This is a genomic window from Pseudomonas sp. MRSN 12121, from assembly GCF_000931465.1.
Taxonomy (GTDB): Bacteria; Pseudomonadota; Gammaproteobacteria; order Pseudomonadales; family Pseudomonadaceae; genus Aquipseudomonas.
The window spans coordinates 6,732,870-6,749,255 of sequence record NZ_CP010892.1 but is presented as its reverse complement, the minus strand read 5'-3'; the positions used below and the strand labels follow the sequence as shown (position 1 = coordinate 6,749,255).

Below are 16,386 nucleotides of genomic sequence, written 5' to 3'. Positions count from 1 at the left end.
AAGGCGCTTGAAGAAAATCAAAACGGTAGTTGGAGATCAGGTGCAACACGTTTCAGCTGGGCGTGGAACACATCCTTGATGCGCTGCAGTTCGGCTTCGTCATCGGCCTCGAAACGCAGCACCAGCACCGGTGTGGTGTTGGAGGCGCGGACCAGGCCCCAGCCCTTGGCGTAGTCGACTCGTACGCCGTCGATGGTGGTCAGGTTGGCCCCTTCGCCCCATTGCGCGTCGTGCAGCGCATCAATGATGCTGAATTTGCTCTCTTCGGTCACATGGATATTGATTTCCGGCGTGGAAATATCATTCGGGAAGGTGGCAAACAGCTCTTCCGCGGTAGATTTTTCCTTGCTGAGGATCTCCAGCAGCCGCGCGGCGCTGTAGATGCCGTCGTCGAAACCGAACCAGCGTTCCTTGAAGAAGATATGGCCGCTCATTTCACCGGCCAGCAATGCGCCGGTCTGTTTCATTTTCTTTTTGATCAACGAGTGGCCGGTCTTCCACATTAGCGGGCGACCGCCATATTCCTTGATCAACGGGGTCAGGCGGCGAGTGCATTTGACGTCGAAAATGATCTCCGCGTCCGGGTTGCGCGCTACTACGTCCTTGGCGAACAGCATCAGCAGGCGGTCGGGGAAGACGATGCTGCCGGTGTTGGTCACCACGCCGACGCGGTCGCCGTCACCGTCGAACGCCAGGCCGATGTCGGCGTTGGTTTCTGCGACCTTGGCGATCAGGTCTTCCAGGTTCTCGGGCTTGCCCGGGTCCGGGTGGTGGTTGGGGAAGTTGCCATCGACTTCACAGAACAGCGGAATGACTTCGCAGTTCAGCGCTTCGATCAGTTGGGGGGCGATGACACCGGCCGCACCGTTACCGCAATCGACCACGACTTTCAGGCGGCGGGCGAGTTTGACGTCGGCGGTGATTTCCTTGCCGTAGCGATCGAGGATATCGACCTGGGTAATGCTGCCCTGGCCGCTGCTCAGGTTGTTGGTCTTGAGGCGATCGTGCAGGGCCTGGATCTGTTCGTTGGCCAAGGTGTCGCCGGCGATGACGATCTTGAAGCCGTTGTAGTTCGACGGATTGTGGCTGCCGGTCAGCATCACGCCGGACTTGCCGGCCAGCACGTTGGCGGCGTAATACAGCGCCGGGGTCGGCACCAGCCCGACATCGCTGACGTGGCAACCGCTGTCGGCGATACCCTTGATCAACTGGGCAACCAGTTCCGGGCCGGACAAGCGGCCATCCCGGCCCACGGACACGTTGGGTTCGCCCTGGGCCAGGCTCTGGGAGCCGATGGCGCGGCCGATCCAGTAGGCCGTTTGCGCATTCAGGGTCTCGGGAACGGTTCCGCGGATGTCGTAGGCGCGAAAGATGCTTTCAGGGAACGTGGGTACGACTTGGGCTGCATTGCTCATCACAGGGGTGCTCCGTCTAAAAGGGGGCAGGACAGGCCGTAATACGGGCTGAAGGGCTCAAACTGAAGGGTATGACGGCGTTTTTGCCCTTGGGTTCATGGTGCAAAAATGCCATCTGATGAGCGTCAGTTCTTTTTTACGCACCTTCTGCTGTGATTCCGGGCAGTTGAGTCCGTGAGTGAATCCGATGAACTTTTTATGCTGAGACGCCACCGCCCGTTCAGGCCGGGCTGTTTGCCGCGGCCTGAAGCCTTTGCTCAGTGGCTGCCGGAGTGACCGAAGCCGCCCGCGCCGCGCTGGCTTTCGTCGAAGGCTTCGACCACCTCGAAGTGCGCCTGGACCACCGGCACCAGCACCAGTTGGGCAATACGCTCGCCCACCGCGATGTTGAAGGCGGTCTGGCCACGGTTCCAGCAGGACACCATGAGTTCGCCCTGGTAATCGGAATCGATCAGGCCGACCAGGTTGCCCAGGACGATGCCGTGTTTATGGCCCAGGCCGGAGCGCGGCAGGATCAGCGCGGCCAGGCCCGGGTCGCCGATATAGACCGACAGGCCGGTAGGAATCAGCAGGGTCTGGCCCGGCTCCAGGAGCGTGTCCTGCTTGAGCATTGCGCGCAGGTCCAGGCCGGCGGAGCCTGGCGTGGCGTATTGCGGCAGAGGGAATTCGGTGCCGATGCGTGGGTCGAGGATCTTGGCTTGTAAAGCGTGCATGCGAGTTAAACCTGGTTCAGCCGTTCGGCGATGAAAGCGATCAGTTGGCGGGCAATCTTGCCCTTGCTGGTCTGGGCGAAGAGAGTTGCGTGCAACTCCCGGTCAATTACGCTGCAGGCGTTTTCCTCGCTGTTGAAGCCAATGCTCGGGTTGGCCACGTCGTTGGCGACGATCAGGTCGAGGTTCTTGTCTTTGAGTTTGCGTGCAGCGTAGTCGAGCAAATGTTCGGTTTCAGCGGCGAAGCCGACGCTGAACGGGCGGTCGGGGCGGGTGGCGATAGTGGCCAGGATGTCCGGGTTGCGCACCATCTGCAGCAGCAGACCGTCGCCGTTTGTAGGGTCTTTCTTCAATTTCTGTGGGGCAACGACTTCCGGGCGGTAGTCCGCCACCGCGGCCGAGGCGATGAACAGGTCGCACGGGATGGCGGCTTCGCAGGCGGCGAGCATGTCGCGGGCGCTGACCACATCGATCCGCGTCACGCGGTCCGGGGTCGGCAGGTGCACGGGACCGGTGATCAGGGTCACCCGAGCCCCGGCTTCAACGGCGGCTTCGGCCAGGGCAAAGCCCATTTTTCCGGAGCTGTGGTTGGTGATGTAGCGCACCGGGTCGATGTTTTCCTGGGTCGGGCCGGCGGTGATCAATACATGCTTGCCGGTCAGCGCCAAGTGCTGGAAGCAGTCGGCGGCACACAAGGCCAGGTCGTTGGCCTCGAGCATGCGGCCCAGACCGACATCGCCGCAGGCCTGGCTGCCGGAGGCCGGGCCGAACACCTTCAGGCCACGGCTCTGCAGCAACTGGGTGTTGGCCTGGGTGGCCGGGTCGCGCCACATGGCCTGGTTCATGGCCGGGGCGATGGCGACGGTGGCATCGGTGGCCAGGACCAGAGTGGTCAGCAGGTCGTCGGCGATGCCTTGGGCCAGGCGGGCGATCAGGTCGGCGGTGGCCGGGGCGATCAGTACCAGGTCGGCCCATTTGGCCAGTTCGATATGGCCCATGGCGGCTTCGGCCGCGGGATCGAGCAGGTCCAGGTGGACCGGGTGTCCGGACAGGGCCTGCAGGGTCAGCGGGGTGATGAATTCACTGCCGCCACGGGTCATGACCACACGCACTTCCGCGCCCTGGTCGAGGAGTCGGCGAACCAGCTCGGCGCTCTTGTAGGCAGCAATGCCGCCGCCGACGCCGAGAACGATGCGTTTCCGATACAGCCGCTGCATAGGCCTGCCTTTCAGTTCAATGATTGCTGCGTGTAACACCCCCTCCCCAGGGGAAATTCCACGCAAAAAGATGGGCTAAGATAGCACAGCGACCGCTATGGAACAGCGGCGCCCACACACATGGAGGTGCTATGAGCATTCGCGACTGGCCTGCGGCGGAGCGCCCGCGGGAGAAGCTTCTCGAGCAGGGCGCGCTGGCCCTTTCCGACGCCGAATTGCTGGCGATCTTCCTGCGTACCGGCGTCGCCGGAAAAAGCGCCGTGGACCTGGCTCGACACCTGTTGCACCAATTTGGCAGCCTGCGTGGCCTGCTCGAGGCGGACCAGCTGACGTTCAGTCGGCAACTGGGCCTGGGCCCGGCAAAATTCGCGCAATTGCAGGCGGTGCTGGAAATGGCGCGGCGGCACCTGGCGGAAAAGCTTAGCCGCAACTCGGTGCTGGAAAGCCCGGTGGCGGTCCGTGACTACCTCAAGGCGCTGCTGCGGCATGAGCCGCATGAGGTCTTCGGCTGCCTGTTTCTCGACTCCAAGCACCGGGTGCTGGCCTTCGAGGCGCTGTTTCAAGGCTCCATCAATACCACCAGCGTCTACCCGCGGCAGGTGGTCAAACGGGCCCTGGCGCATAACGCCGCGGCCCTGATCCTGTGTCACAACCATCCCTCGGGCGTCGCCGAGCCGAGCCAGGCGGACCGGGTTCTGACCCGCAGGCTCAAGGAGGCGCTGGACCTGGTGGATGTGCGGGTGCTCGACCATTTCATCGTCGGCGAAGGCGAGCCGCTGTCGATGGCCGAGTACGGCTGGATGTAGGGACGCAGCGACAAGCTTCAAGCGGCAAGCTGCAAGTTAAAGCGGTACGAGGACTGCTCTGAACTTGCAGCTTGTGGCTCGCCGCTGCCGCTGCCGCTGCTTATTTGAGGCTGACCTTCGAGTAGTCCTGGCGACCGAACGGGCTGACCTGATAACCCTGCACGTCCTTGCGGGTCAGGGCAAAGGCCGTCGGGTGCGCCAATGGCAGCCACAGGGCCTGTTGCTGGATCTGCGTCTGTGCCTGCTGATACAGCTTGCTGCGGACGCCCTGCTCGGTGGTGGTCTTGCCGGCGGTGATCAGCTTGTCCAGCCCCGGGTCGCAGTAGCGGGCGAAGTTGGTTCCGGACTTCACCGCCGCGCAAGTGAACTGCGGGGTAAGGAAGTTATCCGGATCGCCGTTGTCGCCGGCCCAGCCCATGAACAGCAGGTCGTGCTCGCCGGCCTTGGCCCGGCGGATCAGCTCGCCCCATTCGATCACGCGGATCTCCGCCTGGATCCCGACTTGCGCCAGGTCGGCTTGCAATTGCTGGGCGCCCAGGCTCGGGTTGGGATTCAACAGGCTGCCGGAAGGGCGAGTCCAGATGGTGGTCTGGAAGCCGTCCTTCAGGCCGGCCTTGGCCAGCAGCTGGCGCGCTTTCGCCGGGTCGTGGGCGTAGCCCGGCAGTTCCTTGGCATAGCTCCAGGTATTGGGCGGGAAGGGGCCGCTGGCGGGCTCCGCGGTATCCTCGAACACGGCTTTCAGGTAGGTGGCCTTGTCGAAGGCGAGGTTGATGGCCTGGCGCACTTCCGGTTTGTCCAGAGGTGGATGCTGGCTGTTGAGGGCGACGAAGGCCGTCATGAAAGCCGCGGTCTTCTCGACCTTGAGCGCAGGCTCCTGAAGGGCGGCGTTCACGTCCAGCGGCTTGGGCGACAGGGCGATCTGGCATTCGTTGCGGCGCAGCTTCTGCAGGCGCACGTTGGCGTCCGGAGTGATGGCGAAGATCAGCGGATCCACCGCCGGTTTGCCGGCAAAGTAGTCGGGGTTGGCCTTGTAGCGGATCGACGCGTCTTTCTGGAAGCGGCCAAAAATGAAGGGGCCGGTACCGATCGGCTGGCTGTTGAGCTTGTCCTGAGTGCCGGCCTTGAGTAGCTGATCGGCGTACTCGGCGGAATAGATCGAGGCGAACCCCATGCTCAGGGTGGCGAGGAAGGTCGAGTCGGCATGGTCGAGGGTGAAGCGCACGGTCAGCGGGTCCAGGGCGTCGATCTTCTTGATCAGCGTCGGCAGTTGCAGCGACTGGGCATGGGGATAACCGCTCTGCGCCACTTTATGCCAGGGGTTGGCCGGATCGAGCATGCGATCGAAGCTGAATTTCACGTCTTCGGCCGTCAATTCGCGGCTCGGGCTGAAGTACGGGGTGCGGTGGAACTTCACGTTCGGGTGCAGTTTGAAGACGTAGGTCAGGCCATCGGCCGAGACTTCCCAGCTGTCGGCCAGGCTCGGCACGACCTTGCCGCTGCCGGCGTCGAAGTCCACCAGGCGGTTCATCAGCACGTCGGCCGAGGCGTTGGTGGTGGTCAGCGAGTTGTACTGCACGACGTCGAAACCTTCCGGGCTGGCCTCGGTGCACACACTCAAGGCGGCGGCATTGGCCAGCGGGCTCAGAAGAAGAGGGGCGAACAACAGCGGGAGGGCAGCGAGGCGCATGTTTGGCTTCCTTTGCAGATCGAAGGCCCATCTGCGAGTGCAGTCTGGAAAAAGGCCTACCCTAGTGGCCTCGCTGGAAAATGACTATCCCCTTTTTCTGCCTGTGGGCTGGATAGGTTCATGTTTATCGCTATGCCGAGCCGGTTCATGGCGTACCGCCATGCTCACATTAGGCATAAATTGACAGAGGTTTTTTCCATATATTGACCTGGCGCGACCCGAGCAGTGGCTGTTCATGCGGGTTTTGCCCTGTATTTCGCCCTCGGAAAATCTATTCTGCGACGAGCGGTCAGTCATGGCGCCAGCCTTTGGTGCAGGCATCCGGAGCAAGAAAACAGGGACTTTTCGAAATCCAAAGCACACCGGCTGTTGTTGCTACGGGGTCTTTCTGGTATAAAGCAGCGCTCTTTTCTAGGGGCCCGGTTCCTTCGCTTGTAGGTGTAGCCGGTAAGACCCTAAAGAAACGCGGCGCCTGGCGCCAAATGACTGAGAGATTAAGCGGCCAACCCATGCCGGGTTGGGCATGTGGTTTTAGAGGGCTGAGGCATGTCGAGAGTCTGTCAAGTTACCGGTAAGGGTCCGGTAACCGGGAATAACATTTCCCACGCAAACAACAAAACCCGTCGTCGTTTCCTGCCGAACCTGCAGCATCACCGCTTCTGGGTTGAGTCCGAGAAACGTTTTGTGCGTCTGCGCGTATCTGCCAAAGGCATGCGTATCATCGACAAGCGTGGCATTGATGTCGTGCTGGCCGAACTTCGTCGCGATGGCAAGGTTTAAGGGAGCTAATCATGCGTGAATTGATTCGTTTGATTTCGAGCGCCGGTACTGGTCACTTCTACACTACCGACAAGAACAAGCGCACCACTCCGGACAAAATCGAGATCAAGAAATATGATCCGGTTGTTCGTAAGCACGTGATCTACAAAGAAGGCAAAATCAAGTAATTGATTTTTCTTCTGACAAAAAAACCCGCCTTCAAGCGGGTTTTTTTGTGCCCGGGATTCAGGCCTTGGGCTCGAAGATCACGTAGACCTTGCGACAGGCTTCCAGCACCTCCCAGGTGCCCCTGAAGCCGGCAGGGATCACGAAGCGATCGCCGGCGCGCAAGGTCTTGGCGTTGCCATCGCTGTCGCGCAGGACCGAAACGCCCTGGACGATCTCGCAGTATTCATGCTCGGTGTAATTCACCGTCCACTGGCCTATCGCACCTTCCCACACCCCGGCGTTCATCTGGCCGCAGGGGCTGCTGTAGTGGTTGAAGACGGCTTGCTCGGGGTCGCCCTTGAGGACTTTTTCCTGGGCGGGGCGATAACGCTCGGCGGCAGTATTGGCCTGGCCGAAGTCGACGATGTCCTGGATGCTCATACTGGTATTCCCCCCTGATTGCAGTGCGGGTGATTGGAAAGGCCAGAGTCTATGTTTATTAAAATGAACATGGCAATGGCGTTTACCCACCATTCTGTCAAATATATTGAAACTTCAGGCGCCGCTGGTTTAGGGTGGCGGATGCCGTGGGCCGACAGCAGGCTGGCCGGGCAGAATTCCTGGAGGTGCCGGCAGCGAATGCGCGTGCGCCCGTATCCAACAAGAGGAGGACACTCGTATGACCACCCTGACTCGAGCCGATTGGGAACAGCGTGCCCGCGAGCTGAAGATCGAAGGCCGCGCCTATATCAATGGCGAATACACTGCCGCGGTTTCCGGCGAAACCTTCGAATGCATCAGTCCGGTCGATGGCCGTCTGCTGGCCAAGATTGCCAGCTGTGACGCCGCCGACGCGCAGCGCGCCGTTGAAAACGCCCGCGCCACCTTCAACTCCGGCGTCTGGTCGCGCCTGGCACCGGCCAAGCGCAAGGCCACCATGATTCGTTTTGCCGGCTTGCTGAAACAGCATGTCGAAGAACTGGCCCTGCTCGAAACCCTGGACATGGGCAAGCCGATTAGCGATTCCCTGGGCATCGACGTACCGGGCGCGGCCCAGGCGCTGAGCTGGAGCGGCGAGGCCATCGACAAGATCTACGACGAAGTCGCCGCCACGCCCCATGACCAGTTGGGCCTGGTGACTCGCGAGCCGGTAGGTGTGGTCGGCGCCATCGTGCCCTGGAACTTCCCGCTCTTGATGGCCTGCTGGAAACTCGGCCCGGCGTTGTCCACCGGTAACTCGGTGATCCTCAAGCCGTCGGAAAAATCACCGCTGACCGCTATCCGTATCGCCGCCCTGGCCGTCGAGGCTGGCATTCCGAAAGGCGTGCTCAACGTGCTGCCGGGCTATGGCCACACCGTGGGCAAGGCCCTGGCCCTGCACATGGACGTCGACACCCTGGTGTTCACCGGTTCGACCAAGATCGCCAAGCAACTGATGGTCTACTCCGGCGAGTCGAACATGAAGCGTGTCTGGCTGGAAGCCGGCGGCAAGAGCCCGAACATTGTGTTCGCCGATGCCCCTGACCTGCAGGCCGCGGCCGAATCCGCGGCCAGCGCGATCGCCTTCAACCAGGGCGAAGTCTGCACCGCCGGTTCGCGCCTGCTGGTGGAGCGTTCGATCAAGGACAAGTTCCTGCCCCTGGTGATCGAGGCCCTCAAGGCCTGGAAGCCGGGCAACCCGCTGGACCCGGCCACCACCGTCGGCGCGCTGGTGGATACCCAGCAGATGAACACCGTGCTGTCGTACATCGAGTCCGGCCATGCCGACGGCGCCAAGCTGGTGGTGGGCGGCAAGCGCACCCTGCAGGAAACCGGCGGCACCTACGTCGAGCCGACCATCTTCGACGGCGTCAGCAATGCGATGAAGATCGCCCAGGAAGAAATCTTCGGCCCGGTGCTCTCGGTCATCGCCTTCGACACGGTGGAGGAGGCCATCCAGATCGCCAACGACACGCCTTATGGCCTGGCCGCGGCGGTATGGACGGCCAATATCTCCAAGGCCCACCTGACCGCCAAGGCGCTGCGCGCCGGTAGCGTCTGGGTCAACCAGTACGACGGTGGCGACATGACCGCGCCATTCGGCGGCTTCAAGCAATCGGGCAACGGTCGCGACAAGTCGCTGCACGCGTTCGACAAGTACACCGAACTGAAGGCAACCTGGATCAAGCTGTAATTCAAGGGCCGCGGATGTCGGGCGCCTGAAGAGGCGTTATCGCAGGCATCGCTACTCGATCCAGAGCGCAGCCGGACTTTCCGCGAGGGAAGCCCGGCTGCGCTGTCTCTGTCTTGAAAAAAACATCCACAGGAGCGTGGAAATGCGCTGGGCAACCTATTTCGCAGTTTTGGCGGCTGTCCTGAGTGTCGGGCTGGCCCTGGGCGTCAGCATGCCGTTGGTGTCGTTTCGCCTGGAAAGCTGGGGTTATGGACCTTTCGCAATCGGGGTGATGGCGTCGATGCCGGCGATCGGGGTCCTGCTCGGCGCGAAGCTGTCCAGCCGCCTGGCGGCGCGCTTCGGCACCGCGGGGCTGATGCGCCTGTGCCTGTGGGGCGGGGCGATTTCCATCGGTCTGTTGGCCCTGTTGCCGAGCTATCCGTTGTGGCTGGTGCTGCGGCTGATGATCGGCATGGTGCTGACCATCGTCTTCATCCTGGGCGAAAGCTGGATCAACCAGCTGGTGGTGGAGCAATGGCGCGGCCGCCTGGTGGCGCTTTACGGCAGCAGCTATGCCTTGAGCCAGCTGGCCGGCCCGTTGTTGCTGGGCGCCCTGGGCACCGAGCATGACTACGGCTTCTGGGTTGGCGTCGTTTTGTTGGTGGTGTCGCCCTTGCTGCTGATCGGCCGTAGCGGGGCGCCAAGCAGCGAGTCCTGCAGCGTGACCCTCGGCGATCTCTGGCGATTCTGTCGTGGCCTGCCGGCCATTGGCTGGGCGGTGGCGCTGTTCGCCGCCTTCGAGGCGATGATCCTGACCCTGCTGCCGGTCTATTGCCTGCGCCAGGGGTTCACCGAGGAGATCGCCCTGGCGATGGTCAGTACCGTGGTGGTGGGCGATGCCTTGCTGCAACTGCCGATCGGCGCCCTGGCCGATCGCGTCTCGCGGCGTGCGCTGTTTACCGGTTGCGCGGTGATCCTGCTGGTGTCGAGCCTGGCCATCCCGCTGCTGCTCGATACCCTGCTGATCTGGCCGCTGTGGGTGCTGTTCGGAGCCAGCGCCGGCGGCCTGTTCACCTTGTCGCTGATTCTGATCGGCGAACGCTACCGCGACGATGCGCTGGTGCGCGCCAACGCCCACGTTGCCCAGCTGTGGGGCATCGGTTGCCTGGTCGGGCCGCTGGTGGCGGGCGCGGGCAGCCAGTGGATCAGCGGGCATGCCTTGCTGTTGCTGATGGCGGCCGGCGCCCTGGGGTTGATCGTGCTGTTGCTGCGCGAAGGCGCGTTTGGCGTGGTCCAGCCACAAACCCTGTAGGAGCGAGGCTTGCCGCGATAGCGGAACTACATCAATCATGTTGACTGTCAGTCCCTCATCGCGGGCAAGCCGTGCTCCTGCAAGTGCAGGGCTCAGAGCATCCGCTCGAGGCCGACCGTGGTGCTCATCCAGGCATTGAAGCGGCGCCACCAACTGCCGGGCTCGCGGGGCAGGGTGTGCAGTTGCTGGTTGTCTTCGGTGACCCAGACCAGCTTGCCGTCTTGCAGTTTCACTTCGTAGCTCAGCGCCGGGGCCATGCCTTGCAGCGCCAGGACGCGCACGCGCTCGGCCAGTTCGGGGCTGTCCACCAGCACGCCGACTTCGGTGTTCCACAGCACCGAGCGCGGGTCGAAATTGAACGAGCCGATAAACGACTTCTGGCGATCGAAGATGATCGCCTTGCTATGCAGGCTGGAGTCCGAACCGCGATACGAGGCGCTGTGGAACAGATGGGGACCGCTGCCGCTGCCACCACGGTCGCCGGGCTGGCGCCGCAGTTCGTAAAGTTTCACCCCATGCTCCAGCAATGCCCGGCGATAGGGCGCGTAACCGCCGTGCACCGCCGGCACGTCGGTGGCTTCGAGGGAGTTGGTCAGCAGGCTCACCGCGACCCCGGCGTCCGCGCGGCCAGTGAGGTACACCAGGCCCGGCTGGCCCGGCACGAAATAGGCCGAGATCAGCATCAGCTCCTTGCTGACGCCCTCCAGCTGCGGCGCCAGCTGGCTGGTCAGCAGCAGGCGCGGATCGGGCTCGTCCCTGGCCAGGACCTTGCTCGGCGCATCCCACAGCGCCTGGTTCCAGGCCCAGATCAGTTCTTTGCGCCAGGCGTCCATGCGCGGCTGTGTCCTGTAGGCCTTGAGTTCCTGGAACAGCGCATGGTGTTGCTGTTCGGCCTCCTCCAAAGACTGTTGCAGGCGCAGGCGGGTATTGGCCAGTTCCCGGGCCGACGGCAAGCGGGACAGGAATTCGCCGATGGGTTTGCTCAGCGCGCTGTTCCAGTACTGGTCGAAGCTGTGCCCCAGCTGCTCGGCTACCGGGCCGACGCCGAGCATGTCGATATCGGTGAAATTCAGGTTGGGCTCGGCGTCGAAGTACTCGTCGCCCAGGTTGCGTCCGCCGACGATGGCGGCGCTGTTGTCCGCCAGCCACAGTTTGTTGTGCATCCGCCGATGCTGCAGCGACAGGTTGAACAGCCGCCCCAGGGCACGGGTAAAGCCGGTGCTGCGGCCCAGGTGCAGGGGGTTGAACAGGCGGATCTGGACATTGGGGTGGGCCGCGAGGGTGGCGATGATCTGGTCCAGGCCATCGCTGGTGGTGTCGTCCAGCAGGATGCGCACGCGCACGCCGCGGTCGGCGGCCTTGAGCAACTCGTCCACCAGCATCCGCGTGCTGATGCCGTCATGGACGATGTAGTACTGCAAGTCGAGGCTGCTTTGGGCATTGCGGATCAGTTCGGCGCGGGCCATGAAGGCCTCGGTGCTGTCGGATAGCAGGCGGAACCCGGAGCGCCCCTGATAGGGCGCGGCCTGGGCCTGGATCGAGCGTCCGAAAGCCGAGTCGGCGGCCGGCAGCGCCTGGCTCGGCACATGAGGCACATCGAGGCTGGCGCAGCCGCTCAGGCACAGCGCGATCAGCATAAGGAAGGCCAGGGTCTGTCTGGGTCTCAAGTCAGGTCATCTCGAATCGCGACGATGGTCCGGTTGTGACGCCGGTTTCACAGGAAAAGGTCAGTCCGTCGCGCAATCTTCGGCCAGTAGCTTGATGGCTGCGGCGCCCACTTTGCGCACCGCTTCCTCGATCTGCGCGGTCGGCTTGGCAGCGTAATTCATTCGCAGGCAATTGCGGTACTTGCCCGAGGCGGAAAAGATGCTGCCCACGGCGATCTGTACGCCCTGGCCGAGCAGGGCGCGGTTGAGGCGCAGGGTATCGAAGCCCTCCGGCAGCTCGACCCACAGCATGAAGCCGCCCTGGGGGCGGCTGGCGCGGGTGCCGGCGGGGAAGTAGCGGCTGACCCAGTCGATCATCAGGTCGCGGTTGCGCTGGTACTGGGTGCGCATGCGCCGCAGGTGCGGCTCGAAATTGCCGCTCTTGAGGAACTCGGCGATGGCGATCTGCGGTTGCGGCGCGGTGGAGCCGGTGCTGATGTACTTCATGTGCAGCACCCGTTCCAGGTAGCGCCCCGGGGCGACCCAGCCAATGCGCAACCCGGGCGCCAGGGTCTTGGAGAAGGAGCTGCACAACAGCACCCGGCCGTCGTCGTCGAACGACTTGATGGTCCGCGGGCGCGGGTAGGTGTAGGACAGCTCGCCATACACATCGTCTTCGATGATCGCCACGTCGAAGCGCTGGGCCAGGGTCAGCAGGGCCCGTTTACGCGACTCCGGCATGATATAGCCCAACGGATTGTTGCAGTTGGGGGTCAACTGTATGGCCTTGATCGGCCATTGCTCCAGGGCCAGTTCCAGGGCGTCGAGGCTGATGCCGGTGAGCGGGTCGGTGGGGATTTCCAGGGCCTTCATGCCCAGGCCCTTGAGGGTCTGCATGGCACCGTGGAAGCTCGGCGAGTCGACGGCGACTATGTCGCCGGGCTCGCAGGTGGCGCGGATGCTGGTGGACAGGGCTTCATGGCAGCCGGTGGTGATCACCAGGTCGTTGGCGCCGATCTGGCAGCCGGAATCGAGCATCAGCCGCGCCAGTTGTTCGCGCAGTTCGTGCACGCCGTAGATGGTGTCGTAATACAGGCCGGGCATGTCCTGGCGCCGGCTGATGCGGGCGAGCCCCCGCAGCAGCGGCTTGAGGGTCGGGGTGGTGACGTCGGGCATGCCTCGGCCCAGCTGGACGATGTCCTTGCGCGGCACGCTGCGCACCAGTTCCAGCACCTGGTCCCACTGCGAGATTTCCACCGGGCGTTGCGCTGGGCGGCCCACCGCTGGCAGCGCCGGCAGTTCGCGGCTGACCGGCACGAAGTAGCCGGACTTGGGCTTGGGCGTTGCCAGGCCGCTGTCTTCCAGCACCCGATAGGCCTGCTGCACGGTGCTCAGGCTGACCCCATGCTCGACACTCAAGGCCCGTACCGACGGCAGTCGGTCGCCGGGACGATAGAAGCCCTGTTCGATACGGGTGCCCAGCAATTCGGCGAGATTGACATAGAGGGTCATGGCGCAGCCTCGGAGTAATGGAATCGGGTAACCGGTACAGATGGCGAATAATTACAGGATTCAGGCCGGTTAGGGGAATTCTGTATGGAAATAATAGCGATGCTTTGAATCTGTAATGGTTTTTCGCTCCCGCGCATGATGTCTGCTCATAGCGACCCAGTAAACAGGAGCAGCAAAAATGAATGGCTTGAGCGATGTGCGTCTGTCGTTACACAGTCAGGAACTGGCGGCTGAGCAGGAGCGGGCAGGAGGGGCGAACTCCGTTCGTCATGCACCGGCCGGCCTTGGCCTCTGGGGGCTGTACTGGCATCGGCTGCGTACACGCAAGGCGCTGCTCGAACTGACGCCCGAACAGTTGCGCGATATCGGCCTGAGTCGCGAACAGGCGCGGGAGGAAGGGCTCAAGCCGTTCTGGCGGCTCTGAAGCCCGGCATTGATCGGTAGCCGCTGGCGCAATCCGCGATCGGCGCGCAGCAAAAAAAGGCCGCATCCCACTTCATCGGATGCGGCCTTTTTTATGGGTTGCGCGGTGGCTGGCCGCCTTCAGACCAGCTCTTTCAAGCGATGCCAGAGCATCCCCAGTGCCAGCAGCGGGGAGCGCAGGTGCTTGCCGCCGGGGAAGGTGATGTGCGGCACCTGGGCGAACAGATCGAAGCCGCCGCCCTGCTGGCCGCTGATGGCTTCGGCCAGCAACTTGCCAGCCAGGTGCGTGGCATTCACACCGTGGCCGGAGTAGGCCTGGGCGTAATACACATTGGGCTGGTCCTTGAGCCGGCCGATCTGCGGCAGGCGGTTGGCGCCGATGCCGATCATGCCGCCCCACTGATAGTCGATCTTCACCGCCGCCAGTTGCGGGAACACCTGCAGCATCTTCGGCCGCATGTAGGCAGCGATGTCCCGCGGGTCGCGCCCGGAGTAATGGCAGGCACCGCCGAACAGCAGGCGCCGGTCGGCGGAAAGACGGTAATAGTCCAGCGCGACCCGCTGGTCGCAGACGGCCATGTTCTGCGGCAGCAGGGCATGGGCCAGTTCCTCGCTCAGGGGCTCGGTGGCGATGATGTAGCTGCCGGCGGGCAGGACCTTGCCGCCCAGTTGCGGGTTGAGGTCGTTGAGGTAGGCATTGCACCCCAGCACCAGGGTGTTGGCGCGGACCGAGCCTTGGGCGGTATGCACCTTGACCTGCGGCCCGTAGTCGATGCGGGTCACGGTCGAGTGTTCGAACAGGCGCACGCCCAGTTGCTGCGCGACGGCGGCTTCGCCCAGGGCCAGGTTCAGCGGGTGCAGGTGCCCCGAACCCATATCGATGAGGCCGCCGACGTAACGATCGGAACCCACCACGCTGTGCATTTCATCAGGCTGCAGCAGCCGGGTTTCGTGGCGGTAGCCCAGGCTGCGCAGTTCTTCGGCGTCTTCGGCGAAGCCCTCGAGGTCGCGCGGCTTGTTCGCCAGGTCGCAATAACCCCAGGTCAGGTCGCAGGGGATCTGGAAACGCTCGACCCGCTGGCGGACGATCTCCACCGCTTCCAGGCCCATCAGCTTCATTTGCCGCACGCCGTCTTCGCCGATCACCGGGGCGAACTGCTCAAGGCCGTGGCCCACCCCGCGAATCAACTGCCCGCCGTTGCGCCCGCTGGCGCCCCAGCCGATCTTGCGCGCTTCCAGCAGGATGACGCTGAGCCCGCGTTCGGCCAGTTCGATGGCGGTGTTGAGCCCGGAGAAACCGCCACCGACCACGCAGACGTCCGCCGTGTGTTCGCCGGCCAGCGTCGGATGATCGGGCTGCGGCAGGCTGCTGGCGGCGTAATAGGAGGCGGGGTGCGCAGGGTTCGGCACCACCGGCTGAACACGGGTGTTCATGTGGATCATCCTGATTCGAGTGTTTGGAAAATTTGACGGAGCATAAGCCGGACCTTTCCGGTGCGGCAACACTGGTCGGCCGGTGCTGTCTGGAACAGGGCTTTTAGGGCAAAATCGCCGCTTCTCCACGTTCCCGGTAAGCGCTTCGATGAGCTGCAACAGCCAGACAGTCCGCAGGCTCCGACAGCAGATTCCCTCGTTCGAGTGTGTGCCTGGCTGTCACGACTGCTGCGGCCCGGTCACCACCTCGACCGAAGAAATGTCACGCCTGCCGCGCAAGACCCGCGCCGAGCAGGACGCGGCGCTGGAAGAACTGAACTGTGTGCACCTGGGGCCCAACGGCTGCACGGTGTATGACGAGCGGCCGCTGATCTGCCGCCTGTTCGGCACCACGCCGAGCCTGCCTTGCCCCAACGGCCGGCGCCCGGTGGAACTGATCCACCCGCGGGTGGAAAAACAGATCCATGACTATATGGCGAGCACCCGCCAGGTGTTGGTCTGAGCCGTCATCGCGGGCAAGCCTCGCTCCTACAGGCCATGGTGTCTTGTAGGAGCGAGGCTTGCCCGCGATAGCGATTGTCCTGACGACTCATTTCCTCGGCCAGTGGCACTCAATCCGGAATCGGCAGGTTCAGGCTCTCTTTCACCTCTTCCATCACGATATAGCTCTTGGATTCCCTCACATGGGGCAACTTGAGCAGGATGTCGCCCAGCAGCTTGCGGTATGAGGCCATTTCGGAAATCCGCGCCTTCACCAGGTAATCGAAGTCGCCCGACACCAAGTGACATTCCAGGACGTGAGGCAGCTTCAGCACGGCACGGCGGAACTCCTCGAAGGTGTCGCCGGACTTGTAGTCCAGGCTGATTTCGACGAACACCAGCAGGCTGCCCTTGAGGTGCTGCGGGTTGAGCCGGGCGTTGTAGCCCATGATGATGCCTTCGCGTTCCAGGCGACGAACCCGCTCGGTGCAGGGCGTGGTCGACAGCCCGACCTTTTCCCCCAGCTCGGTGAACGAGATGCGCCCATCGGCCTGCAGGATGCGCAGGATATTGCGATCTATCTTGTCCAGTTCGCGTTTTGTCTGATGGTTGGTACGCATAGGGGATGCGCCTCCGTGAAAAGGGTTTTTGCCGAGAATTCTCGC

15 protein-coding genes and 1 pseudogene are annotated in these 16,386 nt (G+C 63.1%); 7 read left to right on the top strand and 9 right to left on the bottom strand.

Going from position 1 to position 16,386, the window contains the following annotated elements; all coding sequences use genetic code 11:
- Positions 1–17 precede the first annotated feature (17 nt).
- The 3 genes and pseudogenes from TO66_RS30840 to coaBC all read right to left on the bottom strand — a co-directional run.
- Positions 18–1,424: pseudogene (locus tag TO66_RS30840) on the bottom strand (phosphomannomutase/phosphoglucomutase); the annotation flags it as partial.
- 248 nt (positions 1,425–1,672) lie between these two features.
- Complete coding sequence (gene dut / locus TO66_RS30835; protein WP_044465767.1) at positions 1,673–2,128, bottom strand: dUTP diphosphatase; 456 nt, start codon at positions 2,126–2,128, stop codon at positions 1,673–1,675.
- 5 nt (positions 2,129–2,133) lie between these two features.
- A complete protein-coding gene (coaBC, locus tag TO66_RS30830; protein WP_044465766.1) occupies positions 2,134–3,342 on the bottom strand; it encodes a bifunctional phosphopantothenoylcysteine decarboxylase/phosphopantothenate--cysteine ligase CoaBC in 1,209 nt (402 codons plus the stop codon).
- Between the two features lie 131 nt (positions 3,343–3,473).
- Here coaBC and radC point away from each other — a divergent pair, with 131 nt between their 5' ends.
- Entirely contained in the window at positions 3,474–4,148 is a 675-nt protein-coding gene (gene radC / locus TO66_RS30825; RefSeq protein ID WP_044465765.1) for a RadC family protein, read from the top strand.
- Between the two features lie 100 nt (positions 4,149–4,248).
- Here radC and TO66_RS30820 read toward each other — a convergent pair whose 3' ends face one another.
- Positions 4,249–5,835 (bottom strand): ABC transporter substrate-binding protein, encoded by a 1,587-nt coding sequence (locus TO66_RS30820; RefSeq protein WP_044465764.1) that lies wholly within the window; start codon positions 5,833–5,835, stop codon positions 4,249–4,251.
- Positions 5,836–6,381: 546 nt separating this feature from the next.
- Here TO66_RS30820 and rpmB point away from each other — a divergent pair.
- Together rpmB and rpmG are read left to right on the top strand one after the other, a co-directional pair.
- Positions 6,382–6,615 carry a 50S ribosomal protein L28 gene (gene rpmB / locus TO66_RS30815; RefSeq protein WP_007921114.1) on the top strand — a complete coding sequence of 78 codons (234 nt, stop codon included), beginning with the start codon at positions 6,382–6,384 and terminating at the stop codon, positions 6,613–6,615.
- An 11-nt stretch (positions 6,616–6,626) separates the two neighbouring features.
- A complete protein-coding gene (gene rpmG / locus TO66_RS30810; protein ID WP_003177274.1) occupies positions 6,627–6,782 on the top strand; it encodes a 50S ribosomal protein L33 in 156 nt (51 codons plus the stop codon).
- A 58-nt stretch (positions 6,783–6,840) separates the two neighbouring features.
- Here rpmG and TO66_RS30805 read toward each other — a convergent pair whose 3' ends face one another.
- A complete protein-coding gene (locus TO66_RS30805) occupies positions 6,841–7,203 on the bottom strand; it encodes a cupin domain-containing protein (protein ID WP_044465763.1) in 363 nt (120 codons plus the stop codon).
- Between the two features lie 238 nt (positions 7,204–7,441).
- Between TO66_RS30805 and TO66_RS30800 the strand changes: the two genes are divergently transcribed.
- Complete coding sequence (locus tag TO66_RS30800) at positions 7,442–8,935, top strand: aldehyde dehydrogenase (protein WP_044465762.1); 1,494 nt, start codon at positions 7,442–7,444, stop codon at positions 8,933–8,935.
- A 142-nt stretch (positions 8,936–9,077) separates the two neighbouring features.
- On the top strand, positions 9,078–10,226 hold the full coding sequence (locus tag TO66_RS30795; protein WP_044465761.1) for an MFS transporter: 1,149 nt from the start codon (positions 9,078–9,080) through the stop codon (positions 10,224–10,226).
- Between the two features lie 92 nt (positions 10,227–10,318).
- Here TO66_RS30795 and TO66_RS30790 read toward each other — a convergent pair whose 3' ends face one another.
- On the bottom strand, positions 10,319–11,863 hold the full coding sequence (locus tag TO66_RS30790) for a phospholipase D family protein (RefSeq protein ID WP_044465760.1): 1,545 nt from the start codon (positions 11,861–11,863) through the stop codon (positions 10,319–10,321).
- Between the two features lie 90 nt (positions 11,864–11,953).
- Entirely contained in the window at positions 11,954–13,384 is a 1,431-nt protein-coding gene (locus tag TO66_RS30785) for a PLP-dependent aminotransferase family protein (protein WP_044465759.1), read from the bottom strand.
- A gap of 178 nt (positions 13,385–13,562) precedes the next feature.
- Here TO66_RS30785 and TO66_RS30780 point away from each other — a divergent pair, with 178 nt between their 5' ends.
- Entirely contained in the window at positions 13,563–13,808 is a 246-nt protein-coding gene (locus tag TO66_RS30780; protein ID WP_044465758.1) for a DUF1127 domain-containing protein, read from the top strand.
- A gap of 119 nt (positions 13,809–13,927) precedes the next feature.
- Here the strand turns inward: TO66_RS30780 and TO66_RS30775 are convergent, their stop codons facing one another.
- Positions 13,928–15,241 (bottom strand): FAD-binding oxidoreductase, encoded by a 1,314-nt coding sequence (locus tag TO66_RS30775; protein WP_044465757.1) that lies wholly within the window; start codon positions 15,239–15,241, stop codon positions 13,928–13,930.
- Between the two features lie 148 nt (positions 15,242–15,389).
- Here TO66_RS30775 and TO66_RS30770 point away from each other — a divergent pair, with 148 nt between their 5' ends.
- Positions 15,390–15,743 carry a YkgJ family cysteine cluster protein gene (locus TO66_RS30770; RefSeq protein WP_044465756.1) on the top strand — a complete coding sequence of 118 codons (354 nt, stop codon included), beginning with the start codon at positions 15,390–15,392 and terminating at the stop codon, positions 15,741–15,743.
- Positions 15,744–15,852: 109 nt separating this feature from the next.
- Here the strand turns inward: TO66_RS30770 and TO66_RS30765 are convergent, their stop codons facing one another.
- On the bottom strand, positions 15,853–16,341 hold the full coding sequence (locus TO66_RS30765; protein WP_017125528.1) for an Lrp/AsnC ligand binding domain-containing protein: 489 nt from the start codon (positions 16,339–16,341) through the stop codon (positions 15,853–15,855).
- Positions 16,342–16,386 lie beyond the last annotated feature (45 nt).

Bases quoted from the DNA above. Each gene is read 5' to 3' on its own strand.
- dut (WP_044465767.1), bottom strand. From the start codon at position 2,128: ATGCACGCTTTACAAGCCAAGATCCTCGACCCACGCATCGGCACCGAA.
- coaBC (WP_044465766.1), bottom strand. From the start codon at position 3,342: ATGCAGCGGCTGTATCGGAAACGCATCGTTCTCGGCGTCGGCGGCGGC.
- radC (WP_044465765.1), top strand. From the start codon at position 3,474: ATGAGCATTCGCGACTGGCCTGCGGCGGAGCGCCCGCGGGAGAAGCTT.
- TO66_RS30820 (WP_044465764.1), bottom strand. From the start codon at position 5,835: ATGCGCCTCGCTGCCCTCCCGCTGTTGTTCGCCCCTCTTCTTCTGAGC.
- rpmB (WP_007921114.1), top strand. From the start codon at position 6,382: ATGTCGAGAGTCTGTCAAGTTACCGGTAAGGGTCCGGTAACCGGGAAT.
- rpmG (WP_003177274.1), top strand. From the start codon at position 6,627: ATGCGTGAATTGATTCGTTTGATTTCGAGCGCCGGTACTGGTCACTTC.
- TO66_RS30805 (WP_044465763.1), bottom strand. From the start codon at position 7,203: ATGAGCATCCAGGACATCGTCGACTTCGGCCAGGCCAATACTGCCGCC.
- TO66_RS30800 (WP_044465762.1), top strand. From the start codon at position 7,442: ATGACCACCCTGACTCGAGCCGATTGGGAACAGCGTGCCCGCGAGCTG.
- TO66_RS30795 (WP_044465761.1), top strand. From the start codon at position 9,078: ATGCGCTGGGCAACCTATTTCGCAGTTTTGGCGGCTGTCCTGAGTGTC.
- TO66_RS30790 (WP_044465760.1), bottom strand. From the start codon at position 11,863: ATGCTGATCGCGCTGTGCCTGAGCGGCTGCGCCAGCCTCGATGTGCCT.
- TO66_RS30785 (WP_044465759.1), bottom strand. From the start codon at position 13,384: ATGACCCTCTATGTCAATCTCGCCGAATTGCTGGGCACCCGTATCGAA.
- TO66_RS30780 (WP_044465758.1), top strand. From the start codon at position 13,563: ATGAATGGCTTGAGCGATGTGCGTCTGTCGTTACACAGTCAGGAACTG.
- TO66_RS30775 (WP_044465757.1), bottom strand. From the start codon at position 15,241: ATGAACACCCGTGTTCAGCCGGTGGTGCCGAACCCTGCGCACCCCGCC.
- TO66_RS30770 (WP_044465756.1), top strand. From the start codon at position 15,390: ATGAGCTGCAACAGCCAGACAGTCCGCAGGCTCCGACAGCAGATTCCC.
- TO66_RS30765 (WP_017125528.1), bottom strand. From the start codon at position 16,341: ATGCGTACCAACCATCAGACAAAACGCGAACTGGACAAGATAGATCGC.